This is a genomic window from Erysipelatoclostridium sp. MSK.7.34 (genome assembly GCF_019041935.1).
GTDB lineage: Bacteria > Bacillota_I > Bacilli_A > Erysipelotrichales > Coprobacillaceae > Thomasclavelia > Thomasclavelia ramosa.
In genome coordinates, this window is sequence record NZ_JAHPYJ010000004.1 from 1 (window position 1) to 21294 (window position 21294).

The 21294-nt window shown below is 31.2% G+C and carries 21 protein-coding genes; 3 read left to right on the forward strand and 18 right to left on the reverse strand.

Going from position 1 to position 21294, the window contains the following annotated elements:
- Nucleotides 1–103: 103 nt before the first annotated feature.
- The 16 genes from KTF99_RS03940 to KTF99_RS04015 all read right to left on the reverse strand — a co-directional run bounded on the left by KTF99_RS03940 (nucleotide 104) and on the right by KTF99_RS04015 (nucleotide 15755).
- Entirely contained in the window at nucleotides 104–1801 is a 1698-nt protein-coding gene (locus tag KTF99_RS03940; protein WP_003537102.1) for a sensor histidine kinase, read from the reverse strand.
- Nucleotides 1788–2471 (reverse strand): response regulator transcription factor, encoded by a 684-nt coding sequence (locus tag KTF99_RS03945; RefSeq protein ID WP_003537100.1) that lies wholly within the window; start codon nucleotides 2469–2471, stop codon nucleotides 1788–1790. Before KTF99_RS03945 ends, KTF99_RS03940 begins: the two co-directional genes overlap by 14 nt.
- A gap of 12 nt (nucleotides 2472–2483) precedes the next feature.
- Nucleotides 2484–3143: a phosphate signaling complex protein PhoU gene (gene phoU / locus KTF99_RS03950; protein WP_003537098.1), complete on the reverse strand. Its 660-nt coding sequence runs from the start codon at nucleotides 3141–3143 to the stop codon at nucleotides 2484–2486.
- A gap of 9 nt (nucleotides 3144–3152) precedes the next feature.
- Nucleotides 3153–3908: a phosphate ABC transporter ATP-binding protein PstB gene (pstB, locus tag KTF99_RS03955; RefSeq protein WP_003537096.1), complete on the reverse strand. Its 756-nt coding sequence runs from the start codon at nucleotides 3906–3908 to the stop codon at nucleotides 3153–3155.
- Nucleotide 3909: 1 nt separating this feature from the next.
- Nucleotides 3910–4770, reverse strand: a complete 861-nt coding sequence (gene pstA / locus KTF99_RS03960) for a phosphate ABC transporter permease PstA (RefSeq protein WP_003537094.1) — start codon at nucleotides 4768–4770, stop codon at nucleotides 3910–3912.
- On the reverse strand, nucleotides 4763–5695 hold the full coding sequence (gene pstC / locus KTF99_RS03965) for a phosphate ABC transporter permease subunit PstC (RefSeq protein ID WP_003537092.1): 933 nt from the start codon (nucleotides 5693–5695) through the stop codon (nucleotides 4763–4765). Before pstC ends, pstA begins: the two co-directional genes overlap by 8 nt.
- A gap of 9 nt (nucleotides 5696–5704) precedes the next feature.
- Complete coding sequence (locus KTF99_RS03970) at nucleotides 5705–6547, reverse strand: phosphate ABC transporter substrate-binding protein (RefSeq protein ID WP_003537090.1); 843 nt, start codon at nucleotides 6545–6547, stop codon at nucleotides 5705–5707.
- 131 nt (nucleotides 6548–6678) lie between these two features.
- Nucleotides 6679–7665, reverse strand: a complete 987-nt coding sequence (locus KTF99_RS03975) for a helix-turn-helix transcriptional regulator (protein ID WP_003537088.1) — start codon at nucleotides 7663–7665, stop codon at nucleotides 6679–6681.
- A gap of 13 nt (nucleotides 7666–7678) precedes the next feature.
- A complete protein-coding gene (locus KTF99_RS03980; RefSeq protein WP_003537087.1) occupies nucleotides 7679–8311 on the reverse strand; it encodes a hypothetical protein in 633 nt (210 codons plus the stop codon).
- 215 nt (nucleotides 8312–8526) lie between these two features.
- Nucleotides 8527–10845 (reverse strand): cation-translocating P-type ATPase, encoded by a 2319-nt coding sequence (locus tag KTF99_RS03985; RefSeq protein ID WP_029481177.1) that lies wholly within the window; start codon nucleotides 10843–10845, stop codon nucleotides 8527–8529.
- A gap of 111 nt (nucleotides 10846–10956) precedes the next feature.
- Nucleotides 10957–11526, reverse strand: coding sequence for a signal peptidase I (locus KTF99_RS03990; RefSeq protein ID WP_003537085.1), 570 nt, complete (start codon nucleotides 11524–11526; stop codon nucleotides 10957–10959).
- A gap of 53 nt (nucleotides 11527–11579) precedes the next feature.
- A complete protein-coding gene (locus KTF99_RS03995; RefSeq protein WP_003537084.1) occupies nucleotides 11580–12092 on the reverse strand; it encodes a hypothetical protein in 513 nt (170 codons plus the stop codon).
- Nucleotides 12093–12232: 140 nt separating this feature from the next.
- Entirely contained in the window at nucleotides 12233–13153 is a 921-nt protein-coding gene (locus KTF99_RS04000; RefSeq protein WP_009300707.1) for a LysR family transcriptional regulator, read from the reverse strand.
- Between the two features lie 70 nt (nucleotides 13154–13223).
- The gene (locus KTF99_RS04005; RefSeq protein WP_003537082.1) at nucleotides 13224–14393 is read right to left on the reverse strand and encodes an aminotransferase class I/II-fold pyridoxal phosphate-dependent enzyme; all 1170 of its coding nucleotides are present in this window, start codon (nucleotides 14391–14393) and stop codon (nucleotides 13224–13226) included.
- Complete coding sequence (locus KTF99_RS04010; RefSeq protein WP_003537080.1) at nucleotides 14393–14884, reverse strand: Lrp/AsnC family transcriptional regulator; 492 nt, start codon at nucleotides 14882–14884, stop codon at nucleotides 14393–14395. The genes KTF99_RS04005 and KTF99_RS04010 overlap by 1 nt, the downstream gene beginning before the upstream one ends.
- Nucleotides 14885–15293: 409 nt before the next feature.
- The gene (locus tag KTF99_RS04015) at nucleotides 15294–15755 is read right to left on the reverse strand and encodes a TetR-like C-terminal domain-containing protein (RefSeq protein ID WP_029481185.1); all 462 of its coding nucleotides are present in this window, start codon (nucleotides 15753–15755) and stop codon (nucleotides 15294–15296) included.
- Between the two features lie 332 nt (nucleotides 15756–16087).
- Here KTF99_RS04015 and KTF99_RS04020 point away from each other — a divergent pair, with 332 nt between their 5' ends.
- The 3 genes from KTF99_RS04020 (at nucleotide 16088) to KTF99_RS04030 (ending at nucleotide 18665) form a co-directional block, all read left to right on the forward strand.
- Complete coding sequence (locus KTF99_RS04020) at nucleotides 16088–17128, forward strand: lactonase family protein (RefSeq protein WP_003537076.1); 1041 nt, start codon at nucleotides 16088–16090, stop codon at nucleotides 17126–17128.
- Nucleotide 17129: 1 nt separating this feature from the next.
- Nucleotides 17130–17804, forward strand: coding sequence for a TIGR00266 family protein (locus tag KTF99_RS04025; protein WP_003537074.1), 675 nt, complete (start codon nucleotides 17130–17132; stop codon nucleotides 17802–17804).
- 90 nt (nucleotides 17805–17894) lie between these two features.
- Complete coding sequence (locus tag KTF99_RS04030; RefSeq protein WP_008790930.1) at nucleotides 17895–18665, forward strand: Cof-type HAD-IIB family hydrolase; 771 nt, start codon at nucleotides 17895–17897, stop codon at nucleotides 18663–18665.
- A gap of 36 nt (nucleotides 18666–18701) precedes the next feature.
- Here the strand turns inward: KTF99_RS04030 and KTF99_RS04035 are convergent, their stop codons facing one another.
- Together KTF99_RS04035 and KTF99_RS04040 are read right to left on the reverse strand one after the other, a co-directional pair.
- Entirely contained in the window at nucleotides 18702–20285 is a 1584-nt protein-coding gene (locus KTF99_RS04035) for a hypothetical protein (protein WP_009300703.1), read from the reverse strand.
- An 82-nt stretch (nucleotides 20286–20367) separates the two neighbouring features.
- Complete coding sequence (locus KTF99_RS04040) at nucleotides 20368–21198, reverse strand: AraC family transcriptional regulator (protein ID WP_008793040.1); 831 nt, start codon at nucleotides 21196–21198, stop codon at nucleotides 20368–20370.
- Nucleotides 21199–21294: the final 96 nt, after the last annotated feature.

The window sequence follows — 21294 nt, forward strand, 5'->3', positions numbered from 1 at the left end:
TTTTTTATTTCGCATACTTCGTATGCTCAACTGACTTAAGTCTATATGTTCAAATTTTCAATTTGAACAGGTAAAATAAAAAGCCACAGTTATCAAACTGTGACTAAATAACTTCTTCTTCCATTGGTAAAGTTACTTTAAATGTTGTTCCTTCATGTAATTTACTTGTTAATGTAATATTTCCTTGATAATATTGAACGATATGTTTGACAATCGCTAATCCTAGACCAGTTCCCCCTGTTTCTTTATCACGACCTTGATCACACCTAAAGAAACGTTCAAATACTCGTCCTTGATCAATTTTTGAAATTCCTCGTCCAGTATCACTAACTTCAATGATAATATTACGACCAAATTGGTATGACTTAATTATAATTTTACCACCATCAACATTATACTTAATTGCATTAGTAATCAAATTACTTAATAACTGATGCATATGCTGATGATTTGATGTATATGTAATATCTTCTAATTCTTTATCTACTTGTAAATGTTTCTTATCAATCTCTACTTGCATCGTATCAATTATCTCATCTACTAGTGGTGTTAAATGAACTGGATGCTTGATTACATCAACATCTTTATTTTCTAATCTCGATATCATTAAAATATCATTAATTAAAGTAGACATATTATTCACTTCATCATGAATTTTATCCAATGCTTTTTTTGAAGCATCTTTATCATTGATAACTCCCGTTTCTAATAATTCACTATATCCACGAATCGAAGTCATTGGTGTTTTCAACTCATGAGAAACATTAGAGAAAAATTCCTGACGCATCTTCATAGCATTATGCTGCTCAGTAATATTTACAAACAGCAAAGTTACCCCATAATCAACCTTAGCGACATAACAGTTATAGAATTCTTTTTCCTTTTCAACTTCAACTACCTGTTGTTCATCACTTAAATGGTCAAGTGCATTAATAATTTTAAAGTCAAAAATAAAGTCTTTGATTGAACAATTTAACTTGATTGTATGACCATATAATTTTTGAGCTTTACGATTAACCATTAAAACTGTTAAATCACTATCTAATAAGACAAAGCCCTCTTTCATTTGATCAAGAATCCCATTGATTTTTATTTGTTCACTTTTAAGCTTTTTCATAGTATCATGAATTGTTTTAGCCTGTTCTTCCAATTTTGAAGCAATGATATTAAACTCATCATATTTATAACTATCAAATTCTAGTTCACGATAATCCTTCATTTTTGTAACCTGTGTCGTAATATCCTGAATTGGCGCTGTCAATGTATTAGCAAATCGTTTCGATAAGAATAAAGCAATGACTAACGACATTATCGCGCCTACCCCTAGCGGTCTAACCAAAGTTGGAAGATTATCAAAAATACCATTATATGGTAAAGCCAGACGAACTATATATCCTTTATTAAATACTGCCACATAGAGCATATTTCTTTTAACAGTACTTGAGTAACGGGTTGCATAACCAACCCCTTCACTTAGAGCCTGTTTAACTTCTTCACGACCTTTATGATTTTCATCAATTTCTTCACTACCACTATCTGCTAATACTTCACCATTAGTATCAATGACAGTTAATCTAGTTTGATCATTGTAAGCAAGTGGATTCAATGCATCTACTTGTGCTTTTAAATCGTGTGATTCATCTAATTGATAATCAACCAACTTAACCGCGTAAAGCATATCATGTTTAGTATTTTCCAACATTTGACTTGATAAAATAACCATTGAAACACTGCTTGATAAAACTAGAGTGACTAATAAAACTGTGAGAAAATAGCGAAAAATAGTTTTATTCACTACCATCACCTTCCTCATAAAAACGATATCCAACACTACGTATCGTCTTAATATACTTATGGCCATCATCATTTAATTTACTTCGTAAAGCACGAATATGAACATCTAAAGCACGAGATTCACCAATAAAATCATATCCCCAAATTTCGTTTAATAATTCTTCACGTTCAACTACACGATGTTTATTATCCATTAAATAGACCAATAATTGATACTCTTTATTAGTTAATTCTAATTTCTGATCATCTAATTTTACTAAACGTGTTTGCTTGTCAACAGTAAGATGTTTAGTTCTAATAATATCGCTAGTAACATGGCGTCTTAATAATGAGCGAACGCGAGCTTGCAATTCAAGAATCCCAAACGGTTTAGTCATATAGTCATCAGAACCGCTATCTAAACCATTAACCTTATCTATCTCACGATCTTTAGCACTTAAAATTAAGATAGGTAATTCACTATCAGTTTCACGAATTTCCTTGATTGCATCAATTCCGCTCATTTTTGGTAACATTAAATCAAAAATAGCTAATGATGGTGCTTTTTTATCAATTTCTGCCAGTGCATCGATAGCATTATCAAATTGAACAACTTCATAACCATTGCTTACTAATGCTAAATTAATTATCTCGCGGATATTTTCATCATCTTCAACTACAAATATACGTTCACCCATGTTCAGTCCCCCTTAGATCAAACGATAATTATCAACTGTTCCAGTTTGGTTAAATTCAACCCATTCACAAATATTTACAGCATGATCACCAATTCTTTCGAAATATTTAGCAATCATTAGGAAGTTAATCGCTAAATCAATCGTTTCCTTTGACTCATTTACTATTTGTATTAATTCTACCTTAACTTCTTCAAATAGTCCATCCATATCATCTTCCAATTTTTTTACTTCTGAAGCTTTTTTTAAATCATGCTGATGAAAAGCTTCAATTGATTGTTTAACCATATTTTTAGCAAGATGAGCCATATTAGGTATATGTTCAACCATTTTATAAGGGCAGGTTACATCTGTATCTAATAAAATTTCTGCAATATCTGCTCCTTGGTCACCAATTCTTTCTAAATCTGTAACGACTTTTAAAGCTGTAGACACATTTCTTAAATCACTAGCTACAGGCTGTTGTTTTAAAATTAACGATAGACAACGAGCTTCTATCGTTCTTTCCATATCATTAATCACTTTGTCTCCAGCTAAAATATCACGGCATAATTCACGATCTCCTGATTTAAATGCCACAATACAGTTTTCAATTGCTAAAATAACTAGATGACACATCTTATCAAGATCTACGTGTAATTTGTTTAAATCATTTTCAAAATTTGTTCTTAACATTTTTTTCTCCTATCCAAATCTTCCGGTAATATAATCTTCAGTACGTTTATCTTTAGGCATTGCAAAAACATCCTTAGTTTTTCCATATTCAACCATCTCACCTACTAAGAAAAACGCAGTATAATCAGCGATACGACTCGCTTGCTGCATATTATGTGTAACAATTGCAATCGTATACTTTTCTTTAAGTTCCATTAACAATTCTTCAATTTTTAATGTTGAAATTGGATCCAATGCACTTGTTGGTTCATCTAATAAGATCACATCAGGTTCTACTGCTAAAGCACGAGCAATGCACAAACGTTGCTGTTGTCCTCCAGATAATCCTAAAGCACTGCTGTGCAAACGATCTTTTACCTCTTCATATAAAGCAGCTGCTTCTAATGAATCTTTAACAATCTTATCTAACTGTTTTTTATTTTTGATTCCATGAATTCTTGGTCCATATGCGATATTATCATAAATACTCATCGGAAACGGATTTGGCTGTTGGAAAACCATTCCAACTTTTTTCCTCAAAACCGTTGTATCAACACGACTATCATAAATATCTTCACCATCAAGAACCACACTACCAGTTATCTTAATATCTTTAACATAATCATTCATGCGATTTAATGTCTTTAAAAATGTTGATTTACCACAACCGGAAGGCCCGATAAAAGCCGTAATTTTATTTGTTTTAATATCTAGACTAACATTTTTTAAAGCATGCTTTTCACCATAATACAGATCTAGATTTTTTGCTTCAATTTTATTTTCCATTCTAATCCACCCTATTTACATCAAATTTATTTGTAATCAGTTTTGCTAACATATTTAATCCTAAAACAATAACAATTAAAACTAAGGCAATCACAAAGGCCGATTCATAATTAGCTTTAGCCATCTCCAAATATAATTGAATCGTTAGTGTTGCACCTGAACTTGATAAATGTGTAAAGATATTTTTTGGCAAAACACTTACTGAACCAGCTGTAAACAATAACGCCGCTGATTCTGCAACAATTCTACCCATTCCTAAGATCACACCCGTTAAAATTCCTGGCATAGCACTTGGCAATAACACAGTTCTAATCATATACCATTTAGTAGCTCCAATACCCAATGCAGCTTCACGATAACTTTTTGGTACCCCTTCTAAAGCTACCTGAGTATTTCTTGTAATAATTGGTAAGATCATAATTGCAAGTGTGAAAGAACCCGTTAATATTGAGAATTTAAATCCTAATAAATTTCCAAAAAATAACATCCCAAATAAACCATATATAATCGAAGGAATTCCCGCTAATACTTCAGTTGTAAAAGAAATAATATTAACAAATTTCTTATTTTTTGCATACTCATTTAAATAGATTGCTCCCCCAATCCCAATTGGGCAGGCAATTAATAAAGTAATTACAATAATATATAATGTGTTAATAATATTTGGTAGTATCCCTACCGTACCTTTTAAAATACTAGTAGTATTAATTAAATATGAAAAATTAAAGTATGGTAATCCACGATATAAAATATATCCAATACATACAACCAAGATCAGCACTGACAAGGCACTAGAAAGCTGTATCAAAAAATTTAATATTTTATCGCTGCTGCGATGTCTTCTTTCAAAGATACTATTCATGCTGATCTCCTCTCTTAATAATAAATGTTAGGATCAAGTTAATAATTATGATGAAAACAAATAGTACTAATCCAATCGTAAATAAAACTTGACGGTGTGTCCCTGAGGCATATCCCATTTCAGAAACAATTCCCGTAGTTAAAAAACGAACTGAATTGAATGGTAAAGGCAGATTAACTGAGTTTCCTGCTACTAATAAAATTGCCATTGCTTCCCCAATTGCACGCCCTACTCCTAATACAATTGCTGAAACTATCCCTGATTTAGCACTAGGCAAAACAACTTTAAAAATTGTTTGCATTTGACTTGCCCCTAAAGCCAATGAACTTTTACGATAATCATCTGGAACTGCCTTTAAAGCTGTTTCAGTAATATTGATCAAAGTTGGTAAAATCATAATCGCAAGAACTAAAATTGCTGAAATCAGATTTGCCCCACCAGTAAACTGATGAGTCTTTGATCCTGCAAAAATTAATAATTCTAACCTATACATAAACGGACAAATAATTAAAATTCCTAGTAATCCATATACCACTGAAGGAATTCCGGCAAGTAATTCGATTGCAGATTTAACAATTTTACGCACTTTCGGATTTGCCAATTCAGCTAAATTGATAGCTGTAAACAATCCGATTGGTACCCCAATACAAATAGCTAAAAAAACACCAATAATTGAGGTAAGTATAATTAAAAGGATTCCAAATTGAGGATCAGCAGCGGTTGGCGCCCAAACAGTTCCAAAAAGAATATCTAGTATTCCCACTTTGAAAATAGCTGGTGTACCAGAAATAATCATATAACCTGTAATAGAGACAACAGCAATGATAGACATAACAGCACAGCCACGAAAAATTATCGCGGCTGTTTTCTCTACCAAAGATTTTGTTTTTCTATTACTTATAATAGATAACATATCTTTTTCCATAATTAACTCCTATTTTTTATCTGGAATTATTAAACCAACTTGTTCAATAACTTTTTGTCCAGCTTCACTATTGATAAAATCGAACACAGCTTGTACTTCTTTACTTTGTTCACTGATTTTTCCTTTAGTAGCCATTACGAATGGTCTTTGTAAAGTGTAGCTTCCATCTTTAATAGTTTTTTCAGAAGCTTTTACACCATCTAATTTTAATGATTTAACTGTGTCATCAACAACATCTAAAGAAACATAACCAATTGCTCCTGCTGTTTCACTAACTTTTGCCATTACTGCACCAGTTTCGTTTAATTCTTGAGCATATTTACAAGCATCTTCAATTCCTAAAATTTCTTCAAATGCTCCACGAGTTCCTGAACCAGCTTCACGTCCAACAACAACGATTGCTTGATCATCACCACCTAAATCTTTCCAGTTTGTAATTTCACCAGTATAGATTTTCTTTAAGTCATCAGTAGTTAAATCAGACACTTTGTTATCTTTATGAGTAACTACAGCAATACCATCAATAGCAACAATATTTTCTTCAATTCCTTTTGCTTTTTCTTCATCTTTTAAAGCTCTTGAAGAATCTCCGATATCAGCAGTTCCATTTGTAACAGCTTCAATCCCTGCACCTGAACCAGTAAATTGTGGTTCTAATGTTAAGTTTGGATATTCTTCAGTAATCGCTTCTTTTAAAGCATTTACGAATTTTTCCATAGATGTAGACCCGTTAAGGCTAACATTTCCGCTTACATCGTTTCCACTTGCAGAAGAATCATCACCAGATCCCCCACATCCAGTAAGCCCTAAGCATAATACTAATGTTAATAAAACTCCGAATACTTTTTTCATATTTAATAATCCCTTTCTTTATCTTTTCTTAAGACACCTATATAATAATCAAATTGCAATTTACGATATATCAATAAATTGTATTTATTATGTTAAGTTTACGTAAAGAAAAAAGAGAACCCTCAAGTTCTCTATTCATATATCCTTAACATAGCCCTTATTCGTGTCTTTACAATCTCTTTTAGACTTAAAGGAAAAACAACTTCAACCTTATCTTGAAGCATCATTATCCAGCCAATTAAACCATCTGATAAAGCCACATCTTTAATAAATGCTTCAATTCGACCATCAAAGCATTTATTTACATTAATATCTTGTCCAAACTGATTAACAACTTCTCTTAGTACACTAGATTCAAAAGCAATCTTTAAATCGATTCGTTCATTACTAACATACATATTAACATTATTTTCAAATTCTTTTTCCATATCGAAACGATCTTGAATATCTTCATAACTACTGCTATGATTTCTCACGATACGCATTCGATCAATTCGATAAACACTTAAACTATCTTTTCTTTTATCAAAATAACCAATCAAATAATAATTAGAATTTCTAAGAATCAATTTATATGGGGAAATAACATATGTTTCAGGATTAAGATTACCATTAGTATGGTATACCTCTTGAAGAGCATTATCTTTGATATCATAACTAATATATTTAAAAGCAATATTTTTGTGGTTATTAATTGCTTTGATTACCGTAGTTAAATTTAATAATAGATCATATGTTAATTCATTATCATTTTGATGTTCCGTATTTAAACGTTCCATTTGAATAACTGAACTAATCAAAGCTAATTTATTAACTAAATCATTCGCTGATTTTTTATCAAGATTGGGATTAAATAAAACACTGTCAATTAATAGCTGCAGCTGTCCATCTTCAAAAAAATCCTCATCAATAATATAACCCCTTCTTCTAATTGTTTTTATTAACTGCTTATTACTCAAACAATAATAAAAATCATTAAGTTTTTTTATTAAACTATATACCGTTTTAATATCTAGAAAAATCTCATAATTTTCCAAACGCTTTAAAATATCTTTAGCACTAATCGGCTCCCTAGCTTCCTTAATGATTTTAAAAACATAATACAGTTTTTCACCCATAATTTCCTTACTCCTACATTATCGCTAAATTTAATGGTATATACATCATTCTAGCATATTTGTTGTATAATCGGGGACTAAAGTTATACAACGCCGGTAAATAACGTCCCAGTCTTTCATCAATTGTAATGTATTCAAGATGATTATATACTTTTTTATATTGCTTTTCTAATAATAAGATATGACTTGCAAGATAGTGATAACGTTCATTACTAAAGTTTAAACGTGTAGCCAAAGCCATGATAAAATCATTAAGATTATTATTAGTAAACTTAATTAGATGTCTTAATAAACAATACGTTTCAATTGAAAATCCACCATTTTCAATAATATAATTTAATAACTTATATTTATATGTCAACATCGGACTATAATGTTTATCCAATAAAAGATTCATCATGATCAAATGATTTTCCATCTCATTTAAACCCTGAGCCTGATCAATTAGTTTTTTTATCTTACTAAATACTGCTAATTCTAAATCCTTACGTCTCATTAATTTTTTGCGAATAATTTTAACATCCATACTTATATTAATAAGATCATGGATATCCTGCATCCAATATCCTTCACTTATATCCAATAAATACTGTTTAACTTCAATAATATCCTTATCTATAACTTTTTGATAACTTTGCTTTTTCATGATATCACTCCTTTAACTACTTCTATTATAGTAATTTAAAAAATTTTTATACCAAAAATAAGCTAATTAAAAACCGTTATTTTGGTTTTTAATTATTTTGTTAAAATTTGTCGTAAGAAAAACTAAGGAAATCCATTTCAGATAAAATGTTCTTCCTTAGCTATCAATAAAATATATTTATTTAAATTAGCAAAAAGTCTTCAATCCCTTAACAATTATGCGAGTCTTTTCTTAATAACAAAATGAATAATTCTTTCAATAAATAGTCCAAAAATAGATAAGATTAAACCAATAAAAACTAAATTTAATGTTATCGGTGCTAAATGTAATAAACCACTAAATAATAATACTGCACCATAAAAACCTCCAGCCATCATCGTACAGATAATAATTCTTAACATTGTAAAAGGATAACAAGAGCGTATTACCGCTGCCATAGAAATAGTTCCTAAAACTAAATACATTAATGTTACTAGTTCTAAATCATTTATTTTCCACATTGGTCCAAAAATCATGATAGCAATGAATAAAATCACAATACTTAGTGCATTACCAGCTGCTTTACTAAATACTTTAGGCAAAAAACGTCCAGTAATTTTACGAGTATCAGCTTCAAAAATCGTCATAAACGATGGCATTGCTTCAATCAATAAATCAATTAATGTAATTTGTAACGGAATAAATGGGAAGGCAGTATTACTGATTACACAAAACAACGATAATAAAATCGTATAAATTGTTTTGATAAAGAATACACCCGCTACACGCGTAACATTATTAACAACTTTACGTCCTTCGAGAAGAACATCTGGTAAACATGTAAAATCTGAATTTAATAAAACTACTTGTGAGATTTGTTTTGAAGCATCACTTCCATCAGCAATTGCAATTGAACAATCAGCTTCTTTTAACGCTAACAGGTCATTAACTCCATCACCTGTCATAGCTACATGATGACCATCATTTTTTAAAGCTTCGACAATCATTTTCTTTTGACTAGGAGTTACCCGACCAAAAATAGTGTAATTACGAACTACCTCTTGAATTTCATCATCATTTATCGTTGACATATCAATGCAACGTTCATAATTTAATACCCCTGCTTTTTTAGCAATTGCCATAACTGTATTTACATTATCACCAGAAATAATTTTCGCATCTATTCCTTCTTGATGAAAATATTCTAATGTTTCTTTAGTATTATTTCTAATTGTATCTGATAAAATAATCGCCATTAGTGGTTGTAATCGTGGCAACTCTTCTTTATCATCAACAGTCTTTTCAGTATAACCAATGGCAATCGCACGCATTCCTTGCAACATTAATTCATGAATATCTTCAGGCAGTTCACCAGAAATAATTTTTTCTGCTGCTCCTACGACGATGGTTCCTATACCTTTAAATTCAATCGCACTCCACTTACGTAATGAAGAAAATGGGATCTTTTTAACATATTCATAAAGATTATTTTCTCCAAAATAGCTATTCATCGCTTGAAAAGTTGCATTATTATCATCACTGGCACGCATATATGAGCCCATTACTTCATCGAGTTTAAAATTCTGAGTTGTTTCTAACGTATATGTTTTTTCGACCTTCATTTTTCCATCAGTGATTGTTCCTGTTTTATCTAAACACAAAACATCAACATGCGATAATGTCTCTAATGAATATAAATCTTGAATCAACACTTTACGTCTTGCTAAACGAGTCACTCCATTTGCTAACGACACACTAGTTAACAAGACTAACCCTTTAGGCAACATTCCTAATAATCCTGCTGCCGAAGAGACAACTGCATTAAATAACGTATCTTGTCGTAAATACATTGCTTCAACAAACAAAATAATTCCCAATGGGATTATCATAAAAGTAGTAACTTTTGTAACTTTATTCATTGAATCCATTAATTCAGAATTCTTCTCTTTAACTTTTTGTGCCTCTTTAACAATAGTTGTTGCATAATTACTATCACCAACATTTTTAACCCTTGCATAACATTTTCCAGAAACTACACTACTACCTGACAGCAGGTGCCCACCTATATTTTTATGAATCGGATCTGATTCCCCAGTTAATAGTGACTCATTGGCCTCAACCATTCCATGAATCACAGTTGCATCATTACATACTTGATTTCCACTTTCAAGAACTAAAACATCATCTAGAACAACTTCATTAATATCGACAATTACATGTCTACTGTTACGAACAACCATAATTGTTGGCTTAGTTAAAATTGATAATTGATCTACTAGTTTTTTTGCCTTTACTTCTTGCCAAATTCCAATAACTGAGTTGGTAACAATAATTGCCATAAAAACTAAATTTGACCAAGCCTGAACAAATACTAAAGCTACAAATATTAAAAAATTCAAAAGATTAAATAATGTGCAAACATTATCTTTTATAATCTGCCCATAACTTTTACTGACAGGTTTACTAACTCCGTTAACTTGCCCCTTAGCAATTCTTTCTTGGACTTCACTATCATTTAAACCCACTTCATAATACATAGGTAATTCCTTTTCCATCTATTCCACCTCCGGATTTCTCATCATTATATTACACTTTGTTGAGCAAGCATATACACTTTACTAATTCTTAACATTCCCTTAACTAAAATAAAACAAAAAAAAGGATAACTAAGCGTTATCCAATTTTCGCGGTATTTTAACCTCATCATCAAGCTCTCCCTTTTCTTCCCAGTGAGCTTTTATTGTTTTATTGATTAGCCAAATCAGTAAAAATTCACAATATAGAATCCAACTGAATTTGCTTTGAATAAACATAATAAACTTTCCTAATAATGGTATATGCCAAACATATTTACCAATGATATCACTACGTTTTGTATAATATAGATCTAATTCATCTCGACCCTCGGCATTTGTTCGATAATATAATTGTCCATTTTCTTCTTGTGTTTTATTAAAATGATGTGTCAACACTATTTCTTGCTCTCCCCGCTGAACTTTAAATGTAATTATTTCTCCAGGGGCAATAGATTCATTTTCATCAATTGTTTTAGTAAGTACCATTGAATACGTTGGAATTCTAGGTTCCATGCTATCCGTCATGACTGCATAAAAGCGATATCCAATAAAATCAGTTATCTCTTGAGCATAAAATTGCATCCCAACAATATACATCAATATCATTCCCAATATCAGCCAATATGCCAGCTTGCTAAATTTTCTCACCTTTTCTTTCATGACTTTCACATCCTATATTATATACTTGGACAAAAATGCCATTATTGATAGCATTAAACAGTAGTCTTTTGTAATGTTGCTTTTAGTTCAACAGTTACTTTTTTATTTGCTAACGCATCAGTTCCAGCTTTATCATCTGTTGCAGTAACTACTACTTTGTAAGTATTAGTTCCAGTAAGACTTTTATCAACATTACCGGCGACTTTTTCTGCCGATTCCTCTGTTCCATCATAAATTTCTAAAGTATAGCCAGTTGAAATTGCTGTATCATTAGCTTTAACTACTGGTTCTAATTTTAGTTCCTTACCACTTAAATCAGCTGCATCTATACCTGTTATATTAAATGTTACTTCCCCACTTGAACTAGGTACGTAAGAACTAGTTAAATCACTAGCAACTGGCTCGGTAAGAACAATATCAGCTGCCTTTTCCACATTAATTTGTTTAAATGTCACTTCATTGCTTGTAGTAGTATCAGATAAATTATCCCATGCCGCAAAGGTCATTGCAGAAGTTAAAGCTACGGCACCAACTGATGCCATTGTTAATAATGTACTCTTTTTCATAATAATTTTCTCCTTTAGTATTTTTTATATTATATGTGTCGGAATTTGTCATTCCTGTTTCTATACCTATATTCTAATACTAAATTCAAAAAGCAGTTAATACTTATCTTGGTAGGTCTAGTTATACTTTTTGTGTATATCTACATATCCGCATAATTATCGTTAATAATTTCTAAAAATATTTTAGCAGCATCTGATAAAATTTCTCTTTTACGCTTAATAATAATGAATGATTTATTTATATTACAATTTTGAAACTGCATACTTTTTATTCTTGAATGTTTCAGTTCTTCTATTTGCCATTTATGCCCCAACATAAAAGCATCAGTATGATTAAGCATATTGATAATAGCATGATAATTACTCATCGTAATAGTTTTATGAAAACTGCTGATTTGAATACTGCCGTCAATCGTTAGTGATAAATTTAAATTAGAAAAGAAATCATGAGGCAAATGGATATATGTACTGCTAACCAATTCTTTAGCATCTATAATTTCGCCCTTAGCTAACGGATTTTGTTCGTTTATATGAACATATAATGGTCCTGTTCCAAGTACAATCATTTCTACATCTTTCAATTCTGTCATTTTTCTAAAGATTGCCAACTGATAATTATTTAGAATTACTATTCCTATTTCAGATGTCATATCACTAACGTTATTTAGAACTTCTTCTGCCGTAGTCTCAATCATTTTTATTTCAGTATCTGCAGACTTAATGTGATTATAGAATTGTAAAATCAGGTCATCCCTTAAAAAAATAGAATCGACTGATACTGCTAATTTACTATAAATCGATTCCTCACTTAAATTCTTTAATTTCTCTAAAACTTGAAACTGTTCTAAAATTGAGCGCCCGTAATAATATAGCAATCTCCCTGTTGGCGTAAGTGTAACTCCCCGATTACTGCGAATAACTAATTCTTTCCCCATTTCCTCTTCTAATGAATGAATTGAACGACTTAAACTTGGCTGTGAAACATAAAGTTGTTCAGCAGCTTTATTGATACTGCCACAATCAACAACTTTAATAAAATTCCGTAACTGCTCATTTTTCATGCTATCCCTCCAATAACTTATATATCACTATTGTATCACATGAAAATACAAAAAAATAACGCTATTAACGTTATTTTTTCAATTTATCTAGGAATTTTTTTATTCTTGATGTAGCTTCCTTGATTTGTTCGATTGAGTAAGCATACGATACCCTAATAAATCCTTCACCAGCTTCCCCAAAGGCAGTACCAGGGACACAAGCAACTAATTGATCCTTTAATAATTCTTCACAAAATTGATCAGAAGTCATTCCTGTTGATTTAATACACGGGAATACATAAAATGCTCCTTGAGGAGTAAATGTATGTAATCCTAAATCATTAAATGCTTTAACAATGTAATTACGACGAAGCATGTATGCTTTTCGCATTTCTTCAATTTCATTATCACAATGACGCATTGCTTCAATTGCTCCATATTGAGCACCTGTCGGTGCTGACATGATTACATATTGATGAATTTTATTCATTGCTTTAGTCAAAACTTCATTAGCTAATACATATCCTAAACGCCAGCCTGTCATTGCATAAGCTTTAGAATATCCGCTGACTAAAATTACCTGATCCTTGATTTCATCAAATGCAGCAATTGAACAAAATTTTTGTTCATATGATAATTCGGCATATATTTCATCAGTTATTACAATAATCTCATGCTTTTTTATAATTGAAACAATCTTTTCATAATCCTCACGAGTCATAAATCCACCTGTTGGATTACTTGGATAGTTTAATAAGATTGCTTTTGTTTTAGGTGTAATAGCAGCTTCTAATAATTCAGGTGTTAATTTAAACTCATTGTCTTCTTTAAGCTCAATATTTACTACCTTTCCACCTGCTAAAGCAACTCCTGGAGTATATGCGACATAACTCGGCTGTAATAAAATCACTTCATCTCCAGGATTGATAATTGCACGAAAAGCAAGATCAATCGCCTCTGAGCCCCCAACTGTAACGATACATTCCTTATCATAACAATAATCCAAACCAAATCTTCTTTTTTGATAACGACAAATTTCTTTTCTCAGTTCTACTAAACCTTGATTAGCTGTATAAAAGGTTTTACCTTGTTCAATTGAATAAATTGCAGCCTCTCTAATTTTCCATGGAGTATCAAAATCGGGTTCCCCAACCCCTAAAGATATAACTCCCTCCATTTGATTAGCTAAATCAAAGAATTTTCGAATACCACTAGGTGGTATTTCTCTTACTGTATCATTTAATACCTTATTGAAATCCATTATGGAGTTACCAATAATCTTTCTGCAGCTTCTTTGTCATCATCATCAAAACTTAATCCATTATTTTTATATTGCTTTAATACAAACATTGTTGCAGTACCAGTTACCCCTTCTAATGGTGCCAATTTAGAGGCAACGAAACGGGCGGCTTCTTGCATTGTGTGTCCTTTAACAATCGCAACGAATTCAAAGCTTCCGCTTAGCAAATACATTGTATCTACTTCTGGGAATGCATAGATCTTTTTAGCAATACGATCATAACCATACTCACGTTCAGGAGTTGCATTAATTTGAATTAATGCCATTACATTATCAACGTTTGTACGATCCCAATTAATAATCGTATGATATCCGCAGATAACTTTATCCTTTTCTAATTGGCTGATGGTATCAACAACATTATCTTCTGTTTCGTTTAATGCCATCGCAAGATCCGTAACGTCCATACGTGCATTATTATGAAGTAATGTTAATAATAAGTTCTCATCCATATTTCTTTCCTCCAATTTATTTTACTCATTATATAACATTTTATGTTTGAGGTAAAGGTGAAGAACTATTACAATCATTATTTTTTTCTTTAAAAACCATTATTCAAAGTGACTTCCAACATTTAGCTTTTCTTCCTCTTTTTCACCACTATCACCCCAATTACATTAATTGCCATAATCTATATAGGTACCATCTTAATCCCATCACTTGTAGATCCCAATAATTTTGGATATCTTGTTTGCCATTATTGTTAGGTATTTCTTAATCAGGTACTTCAATAATTTCTTCTAAACCAGTCACGGCCATAGTTAAGTTTTCAGTGATCTTAACAATAAGATTCTATCGCTAAATTCAGGTAAGACTAAGCGTAACTAAAAAAGTAACAATCATTAATATTTGTCACCTTCTTCAAAAATAATTATTAACCATAGCTTTAACTGCCCATTTATGAGAACTTAACACCATCTCTCGTGGTGTAAGTTCTAAATCATTAATCAACCATTTCTTTATTAACATAACTTGTGAAGCGGCAAAAAAGTAAGCTGCATACTCCTTTTCGACTAAACTTATTTCTACATCTTTTAATATCTCTAAGTTAATTTCCTCAAAACAATATAAAAGACAATGTTCTAAAGAATTATTCCCCTCAATATTTATAGCCTTTACATAAAACTCTTTTTCGTCATAAAAATGTTGATACATCTTTTCTAATATAATCGGTTGATTTAATTCCTCCTTTCCTAACAATTCTAGCATTCCTTTTAAATCACTAATCACATTATCAACAACAATGCGTTCAATCACTTCATATTTATCATGATATAATGCATAAAAAGTTTTTCTCGAAACATTTGCCATTTGACAGATCATTTTAACAGTAATATTCTCAAATTTTTTGTTTTAACAAGTTCCTTAGCAGCAGTTTCTATCTTCTGATATGATTTCACTTATACCATCTCACTTTCACTTTTAATTATAAACAAATACACTAATTATTTACTATAATAGTCCAAACAATATATATTGTCTACACAAATAAATTACTAAATATCTTTTATTTTTATAATCAACCATTTATAATCAAATTCAAAGGTTAGTAGTTAATAAAACATTTATTAAGAATAAAAATTTATTGCAAAAATGGTATAATAAAACCCTTTCATTAATAATTTATGATAAAATAAAAACAAGGAGGTTTTAACATGAAAACATTCTATGTATCTAGTTATGGTAAAAGTGACAATAAAGGAATTTACATTATTGATCTTAATGAAGAAAATCAAAAATTATCTCTGGTACAACATATAGTAACCCATGATTATCCATCTTACATGATCACTAAAAATAATATTTTATACGTAGCTTACAAAAATGCTAGTCGACTTAATAATGGAGGTGGAATTGGAAGTTTTTCAATTCACAAAGAAGAACTTATTCCCAACAATAATTATAATTCTAATGGACGTTCTTATACCCATTTATGTGTTAGTGATAATTCACGATATCTTTTTGCAGCTAACTATCATGTTGGTTCCACAGCATCATATTTATTAGAAAATAATTTTATTAAAGAAAAAATCTGTGCTATCCACCATACTGGACTTGGTCCCGATCTACTAAAACGACAAACTGGACCACACTGCCATTATGTTGGAATAACCCCTGATAAGGAATTTGTTTATGCTGTTGATTTAGGAGCTGATAAAGTAATCATGTATACTTATCAGGATGGAAAATTAGAAGAAGATGTTGAACATACTTTAAATGTGGTACCAGGCTCTGGACCACGTCACATGATTTTCTCTAAAGATGGTCGTTTTGCTTATCTAGTAAATGAGATTTCTAATAATTTAATGGTTTATAAATATAATGATAAATATTTAAATCTAATTCAAGTTATTCATACAACGCCTCGTCATTTTCACGGTTTTTCGAGCGCTAGCGCTATTCGTCTAAGTGCGACAGGAAATCATTTATTCATTTCAAACCGTGGTCATGATAGCATCGTTCTATATCGAGTCAACCAAGAAACTGGTAAAGTTTCATTACTATATATGGTTCATACTGGTAAAAATCCTCGTGATTTTAATATTATTGATGATAAATATTTAATTGTTGGTGCGCAAGACGATGATGAATTAGAGTTATTAACATTTGATGAAAAAAGCGAACAACTAGTTAGAACAGCTTCAACTTTAGCTATTCCTGCACCAGTTTGTATCGCAATAAATAAGGAGAAATAAAATGAAATACGAGATTAAAGGGGACAATCTCCCTGTAGTGATTTGTCACTTAGAAAAAGGAGAATCAATGATTACTGATAGCGGTGCCATGAGTTGGATGGATCCCGTTATGGAAATGGAAACAACAAGTGGTGGTTTTGGTAAAGCATTTGGTCGAATGTTTAGTGGAGAAACAATGTTCCAAAATCGTTATCATGCTAAAGAAGACGGCATGATTGCTTTTGCATCTTCTTTTCCAGGGTCAATCGAAGCTGTTGAAATTAATCCAAATCATGAAATTATTGTACAAAAGTCATCATTCCTAGCAGGAACTTCAGGAATTGACATGTCAGTTTTTTTCAATAAAAAAATGGCAACAGGAATTTTTGGTGGTGAAGGATTCATTATGAATAAGATCAGCGGTACAGGTACTGTCTTTTTAGAAATTGACGGTTCAGCTATTTCTTACGATTTATTACCTGGTCAACAAATGGTTATTGATACAGGATATCTAGCTATGATGGATGCTACATGCAAGATGGAAATTCAAAGCGTTAAAGGAGTTAAAAATAAACTGTTAGGTGGTGAAGGTTTTTTTAATACGGTTGTCACAGGACCAGGAAAAGTAGTTCTTCAATCAATGCCAATCAGTGCCGTAGCAGCGGGATTAATTCCATTTTTACCAAGCGGAAAATAATTTAATTAAGGAATATGTTTAGTCATATTCCTTTTTTGTTTACATTCATAGGTATGCTTGCTAAAATATACGCATGAAAAGGGGGAGCTTATGAAACCAATGATTTTCTTTGATGTTGATGGAACATTAATGGATAACCATGACTACCAGGTTACTCCATCAACTAAAAAAGCATTACAAAAATTACAAGAGAATGGTTATAAAATTGGAATTGCAACTGGTCGTGCTGTTAATTCATTAAAACGTACCGGGGTTGTTGATATTGCTAATTGGGACGGCTTTGTTTGTAATAATGGTCAAACTGTGCTTAATAAAAATTTTCAAATCGTCGAAGAATTGGTTATTTCCCCGGAAATAGTCCATCGTTGTATAAAAATTGCTAAAGATAATAATATTCCACTCGCTTTAAAAATGGAGCATCGAATCATTACCCAAGAGCCCGATGAAAATGTTTACACTGCACGTAAATTTTTTAACTCTATCATCCCTCCGGTAGGCATTTATCAAAACCAAAAAGTTGAAGCGATGATTGCCTATGGACCGAAGGGATATGATTATGCGCCATTTAAACAATTAGAAGGTTTACATATCTTACCCGGAGTCTCTACATATTGTGATATAACTCATGCCGATGCAACTAAAGCAACTGGTATTCAAGTTATCTTAAAACAATATAATCTTGATAAATATATTTGTTTTGGCGATTCTTTAAATGATGTTGAGATGTTTAATCATGCTGCTATCTCTATTTGCATGGGACAAGGTGACGCATATCTTAAAAACATTGCAACTTTTGTCACTGACAGTATTGATGATGATGGTATTTATAACGCTTGTATTAACTTAGGTTTATTTAAATAGTTATAAAAAGTTCTACAAAAATGTAGAACTTTTTTCTTAATCAAATTTTCGTTTAGATACAGCTACCATCATCAATGAAATAATCATTAAGCTTCCAGCACCTAAAACATTTAAATCATCGCCTGTTTTAACAGCTGTTTGTTTATCATCAGGATTTGTTGTTGAATTATCCTCAACAATCATTGGTAGAGCTACTGATGCTAGTTTATATCTAATCTTAGTCGCAAGATTACGAGCCAAAGAAGTATAATTTAATACTCCATTCTGTGTTGCTAAATCTAATATGATATTACCCTTTTCATTTACTGATACTCTAGCCACCTCAATATCTACAGGCTCATCTTCGCTTCCAAAAATTCCATAAGACTGAACATCACCTTTAACCAAACCACTAGCATCACTATTGTATCCGGTTATTTTAAACATCTCAGTTGTTAATTTAGAAGCATCAACTTTCTTACCGTTCATATCAATTTCAAGAGCCGTTATTTTTTCACCACTATTAGTTACTGTAGCAATTAAGTTATAAGCATAAATATTGTCACCTGCTGCTTCTCCAGCTACAGGATTAGTAACTGTTTTTAATTGATAATCATTAGTTGAAGTTGATAAAGATTTAAACCATGTAATCGTATCTAAACTCGCATTAGTTGAAGCATAAACATCACCATTCAACATTTTGATCCACGACCAGTGAGCGCTGCTATATGTTTCATCAGGATAACTGACATCCTCAAATAAACCACAGTAGATATCTCCATCAAGCCCCCTGTCATCACGATAGGATTTAATCATATTATAAGCATATTGAGTCCATCCATAATAGATTGTTGTATCATAATAACAATGTACCATGAAAATCGGAACATTGCTTACGGCAATATTTTCTAGCCATTCGTCATAATTAGCTAAATATTGATTGAAATCAACTGGTTTCTTAAAGGTATCACCACTTGTATAAGCATCACCAGCATCTAAATATTCAGTAGAATCAGTGTAATTTCCACCTAGACCTTCAACATATTGGTCATTTTTAGCAATAGCAGCACATGACATTAATGCGCCTGCAAAGAAATCACCATATTTTGCTAACATCCGTTGTGTCATTAAACCGCCTGCTGATAATCCAGAAACAAATACTTCTTTAATTCCAAATTCTGCTATAGCTTGATCAATAATAGTTTTTGCTTGTTGCGTATAATCATTATACCAATAATCTGGTGCTTGAAAAGCTAATACATAAGCTCCCTTAAAAGCACTTTGTAGTTCATCAGTTGTATAAGTTACAGCTAAACGATTAGCAGCTATCTGTGAGTAGTTATTACTAACCCCATCAACACCACCTTCTCCATTACCATGAAAAACAACGATTAGAGTATCTCCAGATAATGGTTTATAAACTTTTGAAGCAATACTTGTATAATTCCCAGCACTTCCTGAAACCTTACTATAAGTTTCAAATTGATCTGTTTCATAATTTACATAACCATATGTATTACTTGTGTTCGTATTTTGAACAAACGAGCTATTTACCTCTAATGCACTTAGATTAGAAGTAACCATTGTTGCAACTATCATTATTGCAATTAGCGATGATAAAAACTTTTTAATCTTTTTCATAACATCCTCCTCTTTGACACTTATCTTAGCATGGCGGATTTTATTATTATTGTTGTTTATTTGTTTTAATCTTCATTAATCTTTACTTCTTATTCTTTTCACGATACTGCTTTGGTGTCATTTGATAAACTTCTTTAAATACACGATTAAATATTTGAATATTTGCAAATCCGTTATTTAAAGCAATACTTACAATCGTATCATCAGAATGTTTTAGTTCATATAAACAATGCTGCATTCTGACATTACGTAAATACTCAAAAATAGTAATACCTGTCTTTTTCTTAAAAATATTTGATAAATAAGTCTTGTTATAGCATGTCATTCTTGCTAAATCATCTAAACTAATTTTTTGAGCATAATGATAATCAATATATTCAGTAATCGAAATAACTAATTCATAACTTTCATCATCATGCTTTTCTTTAATATAATGCCCCTCTAACATTAACTGTTCAGCCAAAACACTAATAATTTCTAAAACAATAATATTAGCTTTAACTTTATTATTATTTTCATAGGCTTCTACTAATTTGAATAAATAATCCACAATTTTCTTTTTAGCTAATGGTTCTTTTTCCAAGCTAAAACCACGTTCAATACATTGTGGACAAACATGGTCAATATAATTACGGTCAATCAATAAGACAATCCCCTCTAATCCCTTCTTTACATCAACATCATGAATTACTCCCGAATTCACTAATAACAAAGTTCCTGCTGGTGCAATAACTTCTTTATTCTCCATCTGTTGAACCTTTAAGCCCTTTACTACATAAGTGATTTCAATACTATTATGCCAATGATTTTCCATATAATAATCTTTATCATAATGTGTGTGGGCAAGTGTAAAGAAAGTACTGCGCTGATAATCAATTTTTTCGTGTTTGCGCACCACTATACGATGTGACATGTTAACCTTCCTTTCGTAATTATACATCATTATTATCGTATCACATATTTTATTAATTGGGATTAATCTTTTTGATAAAAAGAGCAAGTATTTAAT